The following is a 16,601-nucleotide window of genomic DNA, read 5'->3' on the forward strand; positions in this document are numbered from 1 at the left end:
TGATCATGATCTGCCAGGTCCAGAAGTGGATCCAGGACAGCGTATCGCTGTACATTCTTGTCTTTAAAAGCCTTTGCATGCTGTAATAAGCGCCACAAAAGAAAGAATTGCAGACAAAAGCAAAAATTACGGCACTGGTATGCAGCATTCTGATCCTTCCGAATCCCATTGCGCCCTGGGTATTAATAAGCCCCTGAATATTTCCGCTTCTCAGACTCTGGATAGTGGTATCATCTGTACCGAATAAAAATTCAGGTAATTCCGGATAGAAAAGCATTAAAGCGGCTGTAAGGCCCAGCAGGAATCCTATAAGCCCGAATACGATAGTAGCATACAAGAATGCTTTGACAATAGAATTGTCATAATTAAATTTCTGCGTCTCCATAATTCCAATTATTGACTGAAGTGATATTTTTTCTTCACCGGGAATCTTTCAATTACGGTGATACAAAATATCATATAAGTGTATAATGTTTTGCCAAAGGTATTTATTAACTTTGTGAGAGTCTATTAGATATACTTCTAAATTATACGGAAAACCACTAAAAGCAAAAGGGATGAAAATATGCAGCCAAAACATCAGAAAAGTCCGCAGGAGTAAGGATCTTACTCAGGAATATATGGCATTTGAAATGGGAATTTCCCAGAAAGCTTATTCGGATATAGAAAACGGGAAAGTGAAAATCAATCTGGATATACTGAAAAAGATCTCCGGGATCTTAGATATAAAGCCTTCCGATATCTGCAGTATTTCGGACCAATGCGGTTTAAATGATTACGAAAATAAATATCACGAGCTTTTACATTACATGAAGCAGAATAATATTTCTGTTCCTAAGGAATATTTAGAATAGGCAATACTGATGACCATTTTATATGCCTTTATCAGTGAAGAGAAACATCAGGAGCTCCTCAGCAGGTATCTGAATGCTTTTCCCGGGGACTTTAAAGAGAAGATTCTGAGTTATAGGAGGTGGCAGGATGCCCAGTTGTCCTTATTGGGGAGGGTTCTTCTGAAACATGGATTAAATACCTATTACAATATAAATGAATCTGATGTTGAGCTGCTGCCTGACAACAAGCCGGTTTTAAAAGGACAAAAGATTCATTTCAATATATCCCATTCCAAAGATCTGGTGGTGTGTATCATAGCAGATTTTCCGATAGGTATTGACGTGGAGTTTTTAGATGCTGATACAAATTATCTGGATTTCCAATTTCAAATGACTGCCGGTGAGTTTGATAAAATTCAAAATTCTGAAGATAAAACTAAAAGCTTATTTACATACTGGACACAAAAAGAGGCCGTCATAAAAGCCCACGGCAGCGGAATGATGATCCCTTTGGATTCTTTTGAGGTTTCAGAAGGTGAATGCATGATCGACGGGGAAAAATTCTTTGTAAAAGATATTTTTATCAGCGAAAAGTATCGCGGTTGTATAGCGTCCAATAATGCCAAGATGAAGGATGAAGTGATCGTTTCGGAGCATTTTGCGATATAAAATAGCTATAAATAATGTTATATGTGACCGTTAGAAAGCGGCAATAAATCATAGTGTGGTGATATTTTTCATGTATTTTTTTGCCATTCCAAAATTAACATATATCTTTACGGCGAGAAAAAATTATCAAACACATGATTAACACAATGAAAAAGAATGTATTACTGATAGCCCTCAGTTTTAATGCGTTTTGCTATGCTCAGATTGGGATTAAAAAAGATAATCCCCATTCCAGTGCCGATCTGGAATTAGGATCGGAAAACAAAACCCTTCTTTTAAACAGAGTTGCCAATACGAATGCTGTCCCAAATCCTGTTGATGGAATGATGATCTATGATCAATCCGAAGAATGCGTAAAAGCATATCAGGCCGGGAAATGGTCTAAATGTCTTGGAACATCAACCCTTAAAACATCAAGCCCGCTACACTCTCTATCCCTGTCATGTTCCTCCGCTACACTTTCACCTGCTCCAAAGGTAGGCCAGCCTTATAAAGGAATGTTGGTCATTCCTTATACAGGAGGAGACGGGAGCTCTTACCAGCCACAAAGCATCCAGGCAAACGGATTAACCGCAGAGCTGGCTGTGGGGAACTTCGTAAGAGGAAACGGAAGTCTGCAGTACTCCGTTACAGGAATCCCGGATAAAGCAGGCAATATAACTTTCAATGTTAATATTGCTGGAAAAACATGCTCGGTTACTTCAAAGTAAGCTGGAAATTTCTGATAAATCATCCTTCATACAGAGCTATTGTATAGCATTATAGGAGACAACTTCCTGAATCTGTTTACGGGTATTAAGCCTAAATGGCACCTCAGACTGATCTACGGGTTAAGCTATGCCGATCTATGGAGATGTCTTAGATAATCCCTCCCGTGTTTACATAATGAACAGTAAGAAATTATGAATAGAACAATATCAGCAAAACCACAGATATTTTTATTACATTATGCAGGTGGTGACAGGAATTCTTTCCGTCCGATGATCGAAAGCTTACAGCCTTTTTACCAGGTGGAAACACCTGAACTTCCAGGCAGAGGAGAGCGGATGACCGAATCTTTCCTAACGAATAAAAAGGAAGCCGTATCTGATCTGCTGAACCAGATCAAAAATGCAAGGCAAAAGGAGGTTCCGTATTTAATTTACGGGCATAGCATGGGAGCCATATTGGGACTTGAAATTTGCCATGCCATGGAAAGTACGGACCCCGTCAGCTATTTTGTTCCTACGGGATATCCCGGGCCAGAAATAAAAAATAACCCGCCCATTGCCGGATTGCCAAGAGCGGAATTTTTCGCTGAAATAAGAAAGCTGGGCGGCCTGTCAGATGAATTGATGGAATATGAAGAGTTATTGGACTTTTTCGAGCCTGTACTCAGGGCAGACTTCGGATTGCTGGAAAGCAAGGATAATGTACCGTTCAGTGAAAAGATACAGACCCCTGTTTTTGCAGTCATGGGAAAGAATGAGCAATATTCATCTCATATAAGAAACTGGGAGAACTATACCGATGCTGTCTGCGAATGTCAGATAGTGAATGGTAACCATTTTTTTATTAATCAAAACTTCAATTACCTTGCGCGGATGATTAAAAATCTTATGAGCCCTGTCACGGCGGATTATAAGCATTATTCGTTTTAAGAAAGTACTGTTGCCGGATTAGGGTTCATTATTAAGCCCTGGAATAGGTAGGGTATGTCTAAACGACTTTTGCTTTGCGGATGATCTTTGCCAATAATGCAGGAAAGAATCTCTTAAGATAAACTCCCAATACTTCCCGGCCGCCTATTGTCTTCTGATTTTTCCGTTTTTCAACGGCTAAAAGCATTTTTTTTGCGAAAATATCAGCGGGCATGCCTTTCATGGTGGCATCATCCATTGTTCCCTGTGGTGAGCCGTTTCCCGTAACAGCATGTATGGAAATATTGGTTTGTATAAAGCCGGGGCAGATAATGGTTATCAGAATATTGTCTTTGTATAATTCTGCACGTAAGGCATCAAAGAATCCATGTAATGCATGTTTGGCAGCTGCATAGCCACTTCGCATAGGGGCTCCGAATATTCCCATAAGACTTGATACAACAGCGATCTGGCCACCGCCATTTCTGATCATATAGGGAATCACTGCTTTGGTCAATGCCACAGTTCCGATGAAATCGGTATCCATCAGGCGCTTGTCTACCTCTATATCCGTTTCCATGGCTAAGGAACGCTGTGATAGTCCTGCATTGTTAATAAGAAGATCAACCTTTCCAAACCTTTCTATTGCTTTGTCTGCCATATCAGGCATATCTTTATAATTCATCAGATCCAGAGAGATCACTGCATACCGGTCAGCGTTAAGGCCTGATTTCTCGGCAACGGAATACAGCTCTTCCCTTTTCCGGGACGAAAGGATAATTTTTGCGTTGCTATTCATGGCCAGTTCTTTAACCAGAGCTTTCCCAATCCCTGATGATGCCCCGGTCATCCAGATCACTTTATCATTAAAATAATTTTCCATCTTGTAATTTTATAGATCTGAATGTTTTTCCTTAAGCATTGCAATATATTTTCCCGCTTTCATTCCCGAGAAAATGCACCCGCCGAGGAATGTCCCTTCCAAAGCACGGTAGCCATGCATTCCGCCGCCGCCAAATCCTGATGCTTCCCCGGCAGCATATAGTCCTTCAATGATACTATCATCATTCCTTAGGACCTGTCCGTTCAGATTGGTTTTTATCCCGCCCAGAGTTTTTCGGGTCAGGATGTTAAGGCGTACAGCTATTAAAGGACCGTTTTCCGGAGCCAATATTTTATGTGGGGCCGCAACGCGTCCAAGCTTATCACCAAGATAATTCCGGGTATTCCGGATATAGTTCACCTGAGTATCTTTTGAGAATGGATTATCCAGTTCCCTGTCCCTGGCTTCAATCTGTGACTTTATTTTCTCATAATCCAGAAGATAATCCCCGGAAAGTATATTCATTTTATCAACCAGGTCTTTCAGATTATCCGATACTATAAAGTCCTTACCATGCTCCTTAAATGCTTCTACGGGACCAGGTGCTTTTTTGCCAAAGATCCTTTTCAAAAAAAGAAGGTAATCTCTATTGGTGATATCCGGATTTTGTTCAGAACCTGAAAGAGCAAATTCTTTTTTAATGATTTTCTGGGTCAGAATAAACCATGAATAAGAATGCCCGGTATCCTGTATATATTTCAAAGTTCCCAATGTATCAAAGCCGGGATATAGAGGAGCGGGAAGACGGTTCCCCCGGGCATCGAACCAAAGGGAAGAAGGTCCCGGTAAAATTCTGATGCCATGATTGGGCCATATCGGATCCCAATTCTGCAAACCTTCCGTATAATGCCACATCCTGTCCTTGTTGATGATATGGCTTCCGGCCTTTTCTGCAATTTCGATCATTTTTCCATCTACATAAGCTGGAACTCCGCAAACCATATGTTGTGGTGCATTACCCAGCCTTTCAGGCCAGTTTTTACGTACCAGCTCATGATTGGCACCAATGCCTCCGGATGCTATAATGATATGAGAAGCGGAATATTCAAACTGTGATATTACATTTCTATTGGTAGCAGCACCTCTTTCCTGGTTGTCATTTTCCAGGATATCACCTTTCAGGCCTTTTATTTTTCCATGCTCTGTTATCAGCTCTGTGACCCTGTGCCTGAATTTCATTTGCAGTAAACCCTTTTCTTTTGCCTCATATGCTTTCTCTACAAAAGGTTTTACCACTCCTGTGCCTGTACCCCAGCTTACATGAAAACGGGGCACTGAATTTCCGTGGCCGTCAGCTGATCCGTCACCTCGTTCTGCCCATCCTACCATAAACATCAGCTTGATTCCAAGTCTGGAAATGTAATTGTATTTTTCACCTGCGGCAAACTTTAAATACGCTTTAGCCCATTGACGGGGCCAATAATCCTCCTCGCGGTCAAAACCGGCAGTGCCTTTCCAATCCTGCAAAGCCAGTTCATAAGAATCTTTGATTCCCATTTTCCGCTGTTGGGGAGAGTTGATCAGAAACAAGCCTCCAAACGACCAGAATGCCTGTCCGCCTATATTTTGTTCTGTTTCCTGGTCCAGCAGCAGTACCTTTTTCCCTGCATTGGTTATTTCCATAGCAGCAGTGAGTCCCGCTAATCCGGTTCCTATAATAATGGCATCGGGTTGGAATTTTTCTGACATTTTACTGGAATATTTTATATAAAAGTATAAAATATTTACATTTAATAGATTCCTCTGAAAAAGAATTGTGAAGTTTCTGTATCTTTCTGAAGATATCCATGCTAAATCATTTAGATGCGAGAGCTTGTTAAATCAAATTAATTTTATTAAATGGGTAATGAGTACGGACTCATTTCAACTATAAAATGCTTGAGATTTACAAACGGATAACGAGGATGACCCCTGTATGGAATCTCTGTAAGAAATATCTTTCGGATATTCACATTGTGGATGAAGATATATCAAAATGGAAAGATAGGAAATACTCATGATCTGGTTTATAGAGCAGTTTGGTATAAAAAAAGTTTTGTTTTAAGCTTCAGTTTTTCAGTTTTTTCGGATGATCTGAAAAACTGAATTTCATTTTAAACATTTTTTTGGATCGGATTTAATGCATTATTGTTGAAACAATTTCTATAAAAGATAAAGATGCACTTTCTAATGTTCTACAAGATGTAAAATAAATCCTCCCATCAATGACGAGAGGATTTTGTATTTATTTAATCTAACTAGATTATTTTAAATTCTTGCCCTTCTTTAAGCTTAATAATATCTTGTAATAAATCTTCACCTATCGTGTTTAAATCAAAGGTAAAAGCTTGATAGGTTTTATCTTCTATAAGCGATTCATTAAGTTCTTGTATAGGAAGGTTTACATTATTATTTATCACTAAACTATTTGAGTTATTAATACTCTTTTCATCAACATTTTTTATTATTCCTGCTATAACTAATTTTTTCTTATAGTTTAAAGTAAAAACTCTTTTAATTATAAAAACTCCCATATTATTTTAGTTTTTGTGCATTTTTTTCAGCAAAGTCAAAAGCTGCTTTAGTTTCACCACTTACCGCTCCTTGTGTAACATTTTGTCCTTTCAGATTACTCGTATTTAATCTATACAATTCATGTAATATAGTTTTTCTTAATTCTAAAGGAGAGCTAAAGGCATCTTTACCAAGAACAAAGGCATTTTCTTCGAAAAGTGTAAGACCTGACATTGGAGCTTCGGGTTCAACAACAATCGTTCTTCCACCTATTTTAACTTCCTGACCAGTTCCTAACTCAGAAATTTTCTTAACAGTCCTGTTTTGGAATTGCTGATTTTGATATAACTATTATCAGCCCATGTATTAGGTTGTATCAAGTATTTCCGTGTACTTGGATTCTTTTTCTTTTTTGCTTAGATCAGGATTATTGTATATTCTGTTAAAATCCAATATAGGATTCCATTTGATGATGTTTTTCATAATTGCAAGATAAAAAAAAACCTTGACCGTTTACAGTCAAGGCTACTATATAAATTTATATTATAATATTTATTTATTGTTTTGTAAAAATCAAATCTTTTGTTTCAGGTAAGTAAATTGTTGTATCTAAAGTGGAAGGACATTGACTTTCTGTTGTGGTAATATCATTTGGACGATATTCCCAAGAAAGTTGTGTGGTATTAACTTTTTTTAATATTATTTTACCCCATCCTACACTACAATTTGTACCAGCATAGTTAAATGATACCTTAGTGCCATTTTCTGTTACCCATAAACTGTAAATAGTATGCAGTAAATCTGGTTGAAAAACTTTATTTTGTGTATCTTGTAGAACAGCTCCAGAAGAATTCTTTATGATGTATCTTATAGATAAAATATCTTTATAAATCTGTTTTCCCCTAGTGTTGAAAAGTTTATCATTTTCTTTAGAAATAAAAAGAGTAATTTGATTACCATTATATGTAGCTGAGTATGTACCCGTAAAAGATTGAAGTTCATTATTTGTGTCCTTTAAGTGTGATAAATTAGGAATATTATCTATTGATGTTAATAATGGGAATGTCTGCTGAGCTTTACAAGATATGATATTCAGCATTATTAATATAAGAGCTATTTTATATACTATTTTCATTTTTTTATTTTTTATAGATTAATTTTATGGACATGGTGTTGCTGTAATTGAGCCTGAACTATCTTTTGTCACATTATATACTGTTCCATTAGGCTCTACACGTTGAAGGACTACTCTGTTATCAAGTCCCATATTTGTCAAAGTATCAAAAAACAATTTTTCTAATCCTTTTTCATTCAAATCGCCTGCTGAATTAATATAAGTACTCCCGTTTAAACTGGTATTAGCTAATTCGCTTTCTTTAGTTTGATAGTCATTCTTAAACTGTGCCATTTGTTCAGGTGAATATACAAAATTTCCTAATTCTGTTCCTGTACCTACATAACGTATTACATAATGTATTTCTTTTTTTCCGCCAGGGCAAGTATTGCACCATTCTGCTGCAATCATTCCTAAATAAGCATTTCCTACTCCATCATTTATACTTTGTGCCGCTGCAAAGCCAAACAATGAATATGCTATATCTGGTGGTGAGAACATGTGTATTCCTGTTGCAGTATGATTATGGTAGCCACCATAACTATCTGTCACATCATTAAAAACAACTTGGTGTGCTGAGTTTACATCTGCGGGAACTACTGTTCCGTCTTTTTTCTCTTTAAAGCCTGTTTCGCCCGCATTTATATTACTCAGTGTTTGTAATGCCTGTGATTTTATATTAGCAATGCCCTGTTGAACATTAGGCCTGTTTAACATGCTCTTGCTATTTTCACAAGGATTTTCAGGCTCTTCAGAGTCAGGAAGTCCTCCACTTCCAGGATAATCATATCCTCCTCCATCACCAAAGCTTCCTCCTTCACATGTGCCATCAGGAAGTACCACTCCCAGACATTGGTCCATCTGTTGATTGGTGCAGGTTGTTACATTGTGGCTTTCCCAATGCCCAGCACCAGAGCTAGGATCAGGATTACTTTCATCATCAGGATACCATGTCGAAACGGTTTTAGTTACACAAACCAGCTTATTCAATGCATTACTTATCTGGGTGTTTGAAGCCTTCTTGACGTTCGGGGAAATTAGGCTTTGAAAAAAATCAATATCATTCTGGGATGATGTATAAATGAAGTATATTTTTTTACCATGTCTGGGAACCTTCAAAACGGAAATAACTTTTCCCATATTGGTCACAGGCACCATTAAATAACTTTCATCAAAATGGTCCATAGTCATGGCATAATCCCAAAGGGGAACTCCATTTCCTTTTTTGATCTGGGTTTCATTTTCAAAATAAACCTGCATGACATTTTTAATATACTTTTCATCCTCTTTCCAGAGGCTTTTTGAGCTATATTCTTTTGATTGCGGATCAGTTGCTGAATAAAGTTCGTCATGAACACAGGAATATAAGGATGTTGCAAATGCTATTAGCAAAAACAGCCTTAAAATATTCTTTTTTCTCATAGTTTTTTTTGATTTTGTAAATTAAATAATATTTTTTGAAAATGTGCTTTCATTTTATTAGTTTTTTTAACACTACAAATCTAAATATTTGTAGTGACAAGACTTGACGTGTTTTCCTGATTTTTTTTCCCATAATAAATGTAAGTGAATTTATAGTAATATAATAAAATATATAAGATTGTATATATATTGGTACTATGTAGCAGATTTTCTGTTAGCCCCTCTGTTCATCAGTTTTTACGAAGATAAAAACAACCTTGACCGTTTGGGGTCAAGGCTGATGTTGTTGTTAAAGCTTTATCAAATCTATCCAAGTCCCGTTGCTGTACCATTGAATTTGGGTAGCTGAAACTTTCCTGAACTCATAATGTTGTGTTACTCCTGAATTATTAAATTTTATATCAAAAATATACAGTGACGAAGTATTAGAAGTTTCATCAACACTTCCGCCATAAGGATGTGCTTTGATTAATCCTGTATGACTAATTTCACTACCTGATGCCAATGAGATAAAATCTGAATCAGTAAATCTAAACAGTTTATTTGTGATCGTACCGTTACTTACCGCCCAACTATCCTGAATCCATGCCGGAGGATGAAAATATTGAGTTGTTGCAGGTGTTTGCTGATTGTTTGGTGTGTCATCATCACTGCTGTTAGAACAGTTTACGGTTACTAATGATAATGTAGCTGTAAGCAGTAATACTAAAAATAGTTGTTTGTTCATAATGTTTTACCGTTTGTCGGTAAACTTATTTTTGTTCCGAAAGGTATTGGTACATGTGCCTACGGGTGTTGTTCGGGTGTTATACGTTCCGCTTACAATAAGTTTTCCATCATTGTCAATATTTGGTGTGCTTAAAGTGGGAATGTATGAGAATGTGCTAAAATGCTCTATTGCAAAAACGGCCAAAATTGCCAATACAAAAACTAAGATAATCGAATCTAAAATGTTGTGGTCTATCTGAATAGTTTTCTTTCCATTCTGTTATTGGTTTTTGAGTTGTGTAATCATTTCCATGAATATTTGGAAGTAATCCGAGTTTCTCATAAATGTTCCCGGATATATTGTTGATATTTTTTCGGTACATTTCGTAATAGGCTTCTGTACCATATTTGTGGTCTGCATAAGCCGCATTGATACAGGCTTGCCGCAGGCTGTTTTCGCCATAAATTGAGATATAACCAATGGAAATACCTCTCTACCGTCTTTGAGTGTGATTTTGTCTAGTCCATAGCTTCGGAGTTCACGGTACTTGTTGAGATAATTCGTTTTAGAAAGATTGTTGCAATCAAATTTTTCCTGTGAGAATACTGTTATATCTAAGAACAGTATGAGAGAAATAAGACTTTTTTTTTAAATGGAAATACAATGGTTCAATTTTAGACAGTGGAACTAATTTAATTAAAAAATGTAAAATTGGAAATATTGGCAGCCAAAAAAGTAGAGTAGGACAACTTAGACTTTAACCCCGCATTTTGCCAAGCCGATGTTAGCAGAAAGTCTTATTTGCTCCAAGGAGGTAATTCCAATTTATATGATGATACAAGTTCAACTGAGCAGCGATTTGTATATTTATCATCAAATTTAAGAATATTGAGTATAGTAAGTTCTATATACCATAAACTTAGTTGAACAGCTTCATAAATTGCCATATTGTCAATTTCACTTAATTTTTTTCTTTTTTCCTCTTGTGAATGTACAATAGCATTTCTTATTTGCACAATAGCCTCAATTCCATCGGGTAATTTACTGTCTTTTCTATATTTTTCAAGTTTTGTGAATTTAGCAGGTATGTCATAAGGTATTGATGATTGAGAAATTAATAATCTAATTTTATTTGCTGCACTAATATTTTCTGAATCTTTTCCAATTATTAATTTCTTATTTTCAATGACTAGCCAATTATAAAGTAATTCTAATGCAGTTTGCGCTAAAATTAATGATCCTTCAGAATATCCACTATTGCAATTAATTTCTGTATACCAATGAATTATTGAAGATAAGAAAAATTTATTTTCAGGTGTTGATTTCCAAACATCATAAAAATTTTGAAATAAATCGTTTAAATAACCTGTTGTGTATAAATTACTCCAAGAAGGTCTATATTCATATGGATAGTTATGATAGCCAGTAAAATCTTGATAAAGAATTACATCTTCGTGAATTGCAGAAAGAAATAATGGAGTATTTTTCTTTCCAGAAACAAAGCTTAAGAAAGTACCAAGAATCTCTATTATTTCATTTATTTGATTAAAATTTAGAGAGTCTTTATAAAAATTAATTTCACCGTTATATAAAATATGAAATCCACCTTCTTCTTTTAATAAATTTGATTTTGTTTTATAATCAAAATCCTTATCAATAAAGATTTCGAATTTTTTATTTTTTAAAAATATTCTTCCACTAGAATATCTTGTTGATTTTTCGGTATTTGATTCGATGTTGTCACCAAGAAAATCTTCAAGATTGAGTAGTGAAAACTTGAATTTTTGTGATGTTAGAGATTTGTCACCTAATACGATATTACCATAAAATCCACCAGAAATAATGTAATTTGAACCAATTTCTTGATTACTTATATAGCAATTTGCGACTACATTATTATTAACTATGAATTGCAATTTATCTTCCTCAAAAAAAGAAACTGAATTTTTTCCATTAATTATTTCACCCGTAAATTTTGAGCCAATGTGAGGAAACCATTTAAAATAAATTTTTCCATTTACATTTATAGTTTCAGATTTTGAGTTCTTCAATTCAAAATTACCTTCATAAATAATGAATTTATCATTTGGGTTTTCAATTTTGATAATTGGTGTAACTGCTGTATTTTTTTCTTGTTTCAAAATTTAAGCGTAATTTTTAAAGACTTTCTAATTTACGCATTGTGTCAATAATAACAATAGATATTGCGCCAATTTTTTTAACCTTTATGAATAATGTATAATGATTTGATTTTCAATGACAAAATATGAGTTGTTTTTATTCTTCTTTTTGCATTGACGCATATTTATGTTATTTTAGGATTAAAACACTAATGGAAATTATATCATATTTGTACTGTGAGAAACTGAGAATATGACCCTATTTGCAATAGTGAAAAAAGTCTCTCAATGAAACGAAAGACTTAAAAAACACAAATGATGACCTACTTAGCATTCGTGTTATTTGGTACTTCAAATATACAATCAGGTTCAAATAAATTCAATGAAGTTCACTCCGAGTGTTTTTTATCAAAAGTATGACTAAAAGGTGACCAAACGTAAAAAGTGGCTAAAACAAAATGCAACTTACTGTAATTTGGCAAGTTGCATTGTTTAGGTGGTAGACTCACAGGGATTCGAACCCCAACTAAATGAACCAAAATCACTTGTGCTACCGTTACACCATGAGTCTGTATTGTTCGTTTGTTTCAGTGGTGCAAATTTACAGCTTTTTTCTTTACATGCAAGGGGTTTGTGAACTTTTTTTTAAATTTACTTCACTTTTTTATAGGCAGCAATATGGTAATTGATTTCAATAATCTCAAAATTAATAATTTAGACTTTGAGACAGAATTTCAAAAAAAAATCAAAAAATTTTTAGACTGTTGGTTTTCGGATATGGAAACGGTAGAAGTTCAGACATCCGGGTCAACAGGAGTCCCGAAAATTTTTGAGATTGAGAAAAAAAGAATGATTAATTCTGCGGTTATGACCTGCAATTTCCTGGGATTACAGGAAGGGGATACCGCATTGCTGTGCCTTCCTGTAGAATATATTTCCGGGAAAATGATGATGGTACGATCCATTGAAAGAAAGCTGAAATTGATTATTGCAGATCCGTCATTAAAGCCACTTGAAGATTTGGAACATGAAATAGATTTCTGTGCTATGACCCCTTTGCAGGTTGAAAATTCGATTGGTAAGTTGCATCTGGTCAGAAATCTTATTATTGGTGGAGCTGCCGTATCGGAAAATCTTAAAAAAAGGATATCGGGTTTAAAGGCCAATATATTCGAAACCTATGGTATGTCGGAAACCCTTTCCCATATTGCTTTGAAACAGCTGGCCCCTCATCAGGAAGATGATTTTACCGTTTTTGAAAATGTTTCTATCTCTAAAGATCAGAGAGGCTGCCTGAGGATTTTTGCCCCGGATGTTAATCCCGATATTCTGCAAACTAATGATTTAGTCGATATTCGGAATGACAGGCAGTTCAGGTTTGTGGGAAGGATTGATAACGTTATCAATTCCGGCGGGGTGAAAATTTTTCCTGAAGAGTTGGAAAGCCTGGTAAAAAAAGAAATTCCCAATGAAGTGGTGTTTTTAGGACTTAAGGATGAAAGTTTGGGCCAGAAATTGATCTTGGTGATCGAGGGAGAGGAATCGGAAGATCTGGTAAGGAAAATATCAGAAATACCATTTGAGAAAAAGTTCCACAGACCTAAAGAAATCCTTTTTATAAAGGAAATCCCCAGAACTCCGAATGGTAAGGTAAGCCGTATGGAATTGAATAAACATATAAATGATTCTTTGTAACCGGATAAAGCTTTTAACCTTATCCCTTTGAATACTAATGCCATGAAAGATTTTACAAAAGAGCTAAATTTTAAAACTTCCCGAAGCAGTGGGGCAGGAGGACAGAACGTCAATAAGGTTGAAACTTCGGTTACGGTGCTTTGGAAGATTTCAGATTCGGATCTTTTTAATGAAGATGAAAAACAATTGATTCGGGATAAGCTGAGAAACAGAATTAATGCGGATGGCTTTTTATTCTTAACGGTTTCCGAAAGCAGGACCCAATTGATGAATAAGAATAAGGCCATTGAAAAGATTATTGAGATTGTGAACAAAGCTTTGATTGTTCCTAAAAAAAGATTGGCTACAAAGCCTTCAAAAGTTCAGAAGCAAAAAAGACTGGATACCAAAAAGAAACTTTCAGAGAAAAAAGACCGCAGACGTTTTAAATTTTAAATTTGAGTTAAGAGGGAGTTACTACATTCCGTTTTTAAGTTTTATCTTTGCAAAAATCAAAATAATGAACAAACCGATTTCTGAATTTATAGAAAAATACTATCTGCACTTCAATGCAGCTGCATTGGTGGATGCTTCTAAGGGGTATGTTGCGCATCTTAAAGATGGCGGAAAGATGATGATCACTTTGGCCGGAGCAATGTCTACCGCAGAGCTGGGGAAAATTCTTGCCGAGATGATCCGTCAGGGAAAAGTAGATTTTATTTCTTGCACCGGTGCCAATCTTGAGGAAGATCTGATGAACCTTGTTGCCCATTCTCATTATGAAAGGGTGCCTCATTACAGAGATCTGACACCACAGGAAGAATGGGATCTGCTGGAAAGAGGTTTGAACAGGGTTACTGATACCTGTATCCCCGAGGAAGAAGCGTTCAGAAGACTGCAAAAACATATTTATGAGATCTGGAAAGATGCAGATAACAAGGGGGAACGCTATTTTCCGCACGAATATATGTATAAAATGATCCTTTCAGGAGTTTTGGAACAATATTATGAAATTCCCAGGGAAAATTCATGGATGATTGCAGCGGCCGAGAAAAACCTGCCGATTGTAGTTCCGGGATGGGAAGATTCCACTATGGGGAATATCTTTGCCTCTTACTGCATTAAAGGTGATCTTAAAGCCTCTACAATGAAATCAGGAATTGAATATATGATGTATCTGGCGGACTGGTATACTAAAAACTCAGGTGGAAAAGGAGTGGGCTTCTTCCAGATCGGTGGAGGAATTGCAGGAGATTTCCCTATTTGTGTGGTACCGATGCTGTATCAGGATATGGAAATGCATGACATTCCTTTCTGGTCTTATTTCTGCCAGATCTCAGATTCTACAACATCATACGGATCTTATTCAGGTGCTGTGCCTAATGAAAAGATCACATGGGGTAAACTGGATATTACTACACCGAAGTTTATCGTTGAAAGTGATGCTACCATTTGTGCGCCATTGATGTTCTCTTACATCCTGGAAAATTCTTAGAATTTAAATTTTGAAATACTGAGCGCTCCGATTTCCGGAGCGTTTTTATTATACATTCTATTGTCTGTATTCATAGAACAGCCGATGAGTCTGCTTTAGTCAAGGGAATTGATCAGTACAAAATAACGGTAAGCCAGAATCCCCTTTTGCAGTTTGTTCAATTTGTTAGGGTCTTTATTGCTTAGCTTTGGCAAGACTGCTTTATTGATTTTGTTTAGAAATCTGAAGAATATTTTTTTCATAACTTTATATTTTCACAATCTTATTACTTTTGAATCAAAAATAGTGCAAAAATATTTTGTTATTTTTATCTAAACCAATTGATGCAATATGGATGATATTTTCAAACAACAGGTTTACGAAGTTACAAGGCTGATACCGAAGGGCAGGGTCTCCACCTATGGAGCAATAGCCAAAGCTGTGGGATATCCGAACCATTCGCGCCATGTGGGCAAAGCTATGGGAGGATGTCCTGGAGATGTACCCGCCCACCGTGTCATCTCCAGTTCGGGAACCCTGTCTGTACCGGAGTTTCAATCCAGGCTGGAAGCAGAAGGAATTGTTATCGAAAATTTCAGGATTAAAAACTTTAAAAAGCTTTTCTGGGATCCTTTGACGGAACTTTGAGCTTATTTTTTACCGTTTAATTTCTTTATTTCTTCGTTAAGACGTTCGATTTCCTGTTTCAGAATAGCGATATAATCCTGGAGATTGGTAATAATAGATGGAGAAATGTTGTGAAACTGAGTGATAACTCCTGCTGAGGAAGATGCATTGTCATTATAGACCGGATGATCATTATTGATAACTACTTTCCCTTCATCCTCCTCATATATCTCCTCTACGGGGACATCCAGGAAATTGGCGATTTTTTCCCATTCATCCCGTATAATCCTCACATCACCACTTTCTTTTCTGCTGTAGTTGGATACATCTGTGGCAATCACATCAGCAATTTGCTGCTGAGTATATCCTTTTCTCTTTCTTACCAAACGTAGTTTTTCTTTTTGCATGATGCGTTTTTTACAAATTCAGATAAAAATACAAATTTGTACAAGTATGGTACAAAAAAATCACAAAAAAAATATAAAGGCTCTATAAAGAATATATTAGCTGAACTTTATTACATTTGTTAAAAGAAAAGATTAAAAATTTTATCATGAGATATCTGTTCACACTATTTTTTGTTCTGACTCTGTATAGCTGTAGTACAAAAACAAAATGGACCCTGGATTCTAAAAAGCCTATCGTGGATTACAGTACGGATTATGAAGCCAATAAGCGCATGCTCATGCTTTCGGCAGCAATTGAAAAACAGAATGCCCAGACCGTTGTTTTAATAAATAATAAGACCTCGGATTTAAAGAAGTTTAATAAGCTTCTTAAGGAAGATAAAATAAAAGAATTTAAAGTATTCAAAGAAAAAGAGGAAGTGGAGCAATTCAATTACGATTACAACCAGGTAAGAACCATACTTGTAGCAACAAGAAAGTGATAACTTTGGTACGGAATCTTCTTTGATTTAAATATAAAAGTTAAATATTCGGCGAAGCCAAAGGCTTCGCCGAAT

20 protein-coding genes and 1 tRNA gene are annotated in these 16,601 nt (G+C 35.9%); 9 read left to right on the top strand and 12 right to left on the bottom strand.

Features of this window, described 5'->3' with window-relative positions; translation table 11 throughout:
- The coding region (locus ABMQ40_RS11160) for a cbb3-type cytochrome c oxidase subunit I (RefSeq protein WP_370899558.1) at positions 1-385 on the bottom strand (385 nt) is incomplete at its 3' end.
- A gap of 172 nt (positions 386-557) precedes the next feature.
- On the opposite strand from ABMQ40_RS11160, the gene ABMQ40_RS11165 reads away from it, so the two are divergent.
- From ABMQ40_RS11165 to ABMQ40_RS11180, 4 genes are all read left to right on the top strand, one after another.
- Positions 558-854, top strand: coding sequence for a helix-turn-helix domain-containing protein (locus ABMQ40_RS11165; protein ID WP_370899560.1), 297 nt, complete (start codon positions 558-560; stop codon positions 852-854).
- Positions 855-863: 9 nt separating this feature from the next.
- Positions 864-1,502 carry a 4'-phosphopantetheinyl transferase family protein gene (locus tag ABMQ40_RS11170; RefSeq protein ID WP_370899562.1) on the top strand — a complete coding sequence of 213 codons (639 nt, stop codon included), beginning with the start codon at positions 864-866 and terminating at the stop codon, positions 1,500-1,502.
- A 146-nt stretch (positions 1,503-1,648) separates the two neighbouring features.
- A complete protein-coding gene (locus tag ABMQ40_RS11175) occupies positions 1,649-2,212 on the top strand; it encodes a phage tail-like protein (RefSeq protein ID WP_370899564.1) in 564 nt (187 codons plus the stop codon).
- Positions 2,213-2,404: 192 nt separating this feature from the next.
- Complete coding sequence (locus ABMQ40_RS11180; protein WP_370899566.1) at positions 2,405-3,142, top strand: thioesterase II family protein; 738 nt, start codon at positions 2,405-2,407, stop codon at positions 3,140-3,142.
- A 58-nt stretch (positions 3,143-3,200) separates the two neighbouring features.
- Here ABMQ40_RS11180 and ABMQ40_RS11185 read toward each other — a convergent pair whose 3' ends face one another.
- From ABMQ40_RS11185 to ABMQ40_RS11225, 9 genes are all read right to left on the bottom strand, one after another.
- Positions 3,201-4,004, bottom strand: a complete 804-nt coding sequence (locus tag ABMQ40_RS11185) for an SDR family oxidoreductase (protein WP_370899568.1) — start codon at positions 4,002-4,004, stop codon at positions 3,201-3,203.
- A 9-nt stretch (positions 4,005-4,013) separates the two neighbouring features.
- Positions 4,014-5,693, bottom strand: coding sequence for an FAD-binding dehydrogenase (locus tag ABMQ40_RS11190; RefSeq protein ID WP_370899570.1), 1,680 nt, complete (start codon positions 5,691-5,693; stop codon positions 4,014-4,016).
- Positions 5,694-6,241: 548 nt separating this feature from the next.
- Positions 6,242-6,517: a hypothetical protein gene (locus ABMQ40_RS11195; RefSeq protein WP_370899572.1), complete on the bottom strand. Its 276-nt coding sequence runs from the start codon at positions 6,515-6,517 to the stop codon at positions 6,242-6,244.
- Position 6,518: 1 nt separating this feature from the next.
- The gene (locus tag ABMQ40_RS11200) at positions 6,519-6,731 is read right to left on the bottom strand and encodes a hypothetical protein (protein WP_370899574.1); all 213 of its coding nucleotides are present in this window, start codon (positions 6,729-6,731) and stop codon (positions 6,519-6,521) included.
- Positions 6,732-7,053: 322 nt separating this feature from the next.
- The gene (locus ABMQ40_RS11205) at positions 7,054-7,632 is read right to left on the bottom strand and encodes a DUF6705 family protein (protein ID WP_370899576.1); all 579 of its coding nucleotides are present in this window, start codon (positions 7,630-7,632) and stop codon (positions 7,054-7,056) included.
- A 24-nt stretch (positions 7,633-7,656) separates the two neighbouring features.
- Positions 7,657-9,033, bottom strand: a complete 1,377-nt coding sequence (locus tag ABMQ40_RS11210; RefSeq protein ID WP_370899578.1) for a hypothetical protein — start codon at positions 9,031-9,033, stop codon at positions 7,657-7,659.
- Between the two features lie 289 nt (positions 9,034-9,322).
- Positions 9,323-9,760: a hypothetical protein gene (locus ABMQ40_RS11215; RefSeq protein WP_370899580.1), complete on the bottom strand. Its 438-nt coding sequence runs from the start codon at positions 9,758-9,760 to the stop codon at positions 9,323-9,325.
- A 779-nt stretch (positions 9,761-10,539) separates the two neighbouring features.
- Positions 10,540-11,883 (bottom strand): YopA family protein, encoded by a 1,344-nt coding sequence (locus ABMQ40_RS11220; protein ID WP_370899582.1) that lies wholly within the window; start codon positions 11,881-11,883, stop codon positions 10,540-10,542.
- Positions 11,884-12,359: 476 nt separating this feature from the next.
- Positions 12,360-12,433 (bottom strand) — tRNA-Gln (locus ABMQ40_RS11225).
- 107 nt (positions 12,434-12,540) lie between these two features.
- Here ABMQ40_RS11225 and ABMQ40_RS11230 point away from each other — a divergent pair.
- From ABMQ40_RS11230 to ABMQ40_RS11240, 3 genes are all read left to right on the top strand, one after another.
- The gene (locus tag ABMQ40_RS11230) at positions 12,541-13,557 is read left to right on the top strand and encodes an AMP-binding protein (protein ID WP_370899584.1); all 1,017 of its coding nucleotides are present in this window, start codon (positions 12,541-12,543) and stop codon (positions 13,555-13,557) included.
- A 42-nt stretch (positions 13,558-13,599) separates the two neighbouring features.
- Positions 13,600-13,992, top strand: a complete 393-nt coding sequence (gene arfB, locus ABMQ40_RS11235; RefSeq protein ID WP_370899586.1) for an alternative ribosome rescue aminoacyl-tRNA hydrolase ArfB — start codon at positions 13,600-13,602, stop codon at positions 13,990-13,992.
- Positions 13,993-14,056: 64 nt separating this feature from the next.
- Entirely contained in the window at positions 14,057-15,031 is a 975-nt protein-coding gene (locus ABMQ40_RS11240; RefSeq protein ID WP_370899588.1) for a deoxyhypusine synthase family protein, read from the top strand.
- Positions 15,032-15,126: 95 nt separating this feature from the next.
- On the opposite strand, the gene ABMQ40_RS11245 is transcribed toward ABMQ40_RS11240, so the two are convergent.
- Positions 15,127-15,273, bottom strand: coding sequence for a hypothetical protein (locus ABMQ40_RS11245; RefSeq protein ID WP_370899590.1), 147 nt, complete (start codon positions 15,271-15,273; stop codon positions 15,127-15,129).
- A gap of 88 nt (positions 15,274-15,361) precedes the next feature.
- Between ABMQ40_RS11245 and ABMQ40_RS11250 the strand changes: the two genes are divergently transcribed.
- Complete coding sequence (locus ABMQ40_RS11250) at positions 15,362-15,658, top strand: MGMT family protein (protein WP_370899592.1); 297 nt, start codon at positions 15,362-15,364, stop codon at positions 15,656-15,658.
- Positions 15,659-15,660: 2 nt separating this feature from the next.
- Here the strand turns inward: ABMQ40_RS11250 and ABMQ40_RS11255 are convergent, their stop codons facing one another.
- Positions 15,661-16,044: a helix-turn-helix domain-containing protein gene (locus ABMQ40_RS11255; protein ID WP_370899594.1), complete on the bottom strand. Its 384-nt coding sequence runs from the start codon at positions 16,042-16,044 to the stop codon at positions 15,661-15,663.
- A gap of 146 nt (positions 16,045-16,190) precedes the next feature.
- On the opposite strand from ABMQ40_RS11255, the gene ABMQ40_RS11260 reads away from it, so the two are divergent.
- A complete protein-coding gene (locus tag ABMQ40_RS11260; RefSeq protein WP_370899596.1) occupies positions 16,191-16,526 on the top strand; it encodes a hypothetical protein in 336 nt (111 codons plus the stop codon).
- Positions 16,527-16,601 lie beyond the last annotated feature (75 nt).

It is taken from the genome of Chryseobacterium gossypii (assembly GCF_041361455.1).
Taxonomy (GTDB): Bacteria; Bacteroidota; Bacteroidia; order Flavobacteriales; family Weeksellaceae; genus Chryseobacterium; species Chryseobacterium gossypii.